Source organism: Sphingomonas sp. FUKUSWIS1, assembly GCF_000733135.1.
Taxonomy (GTDB): Bacteria; Pseudomonadota; Alphaproteobacteria; order Sphingomonadales; family Sphingomonadaceae; genus Sphingomonas; species Sphingomonas aerolata.
Genome location: NZ_JPJC01000200.1, coordinates 1 through 694 on the forward strand (window position 1 = coordinate 1; position 694 = coordinate 694).

The 694-nt window shown below is 71.8% G+C and carries 1 pseudogene; it reads left to right on the forward strand.

Going from position 1 to position 694, the window contains the following annotated elements:
• Positions 1-694 (forward strand): annotated as a pseudogene (locus sphsw_RS19825) (GH92 family glycosyl hydrolase); the annotation flags it as partial.

The window sequence follows — 694 nt, forward strand, 5'->3', positions numbered from 1 at the left end:
GTGGCGCTTGCGGCGGCCGCACCAGCCGCACCGGGGCCGGGTCGCGATCCCCTGCCGCTCAGCGACTATGTCGATCCCCTGATCGGTACCGGGGACGACGACGAGGGCGACACGATCCCGGGGCCGACGCTGCCCGCGGGGTCGATCCACCCCAGCCCGAACACGATCACCGCGGCGACCAGCAATGCAGGCTATGACCGCGCCGCACCGCTGAGCGGGTTCGCGCAGCTGCATACGCAGGGGTCGGGCGGGGTGCCGAGCTATGGCACGTTCCTCGTCTCGCCGCAGACGGGGCCGCTCGCGACGACCGAGGCGGAGCATCTCTCGCCCAAGCGCGACGAACGCGCGCGGGCGGACGGCTACCGCGTGACGCTCGCGCGCTATGACACCGACGTCGAGATCGCGCCCGCGCACCATGCTGCGCTGTACCGCTTCACCTTTCCGGACAGCGGCGACGCGCATCTGCTGTTCGACGTGACGCGCAAGATCATGGGCGAGCTCGGCACCGCGGGATCCGAGGTGACGCTATTTCCCGAGCAGGGCAAGATCGTCGGCCGCGTCCGCACCCGGCATTACTGGTCGCCCGCGGAGGTCGATATCTGGTTCGTCGCCAGGGTCGACGCGAAGCCGACCGCCTGGGGAGTCGAACGCGCCAACGTCCGCACCCCCGGCGCGACGCGCGCGAGCGCGCCCG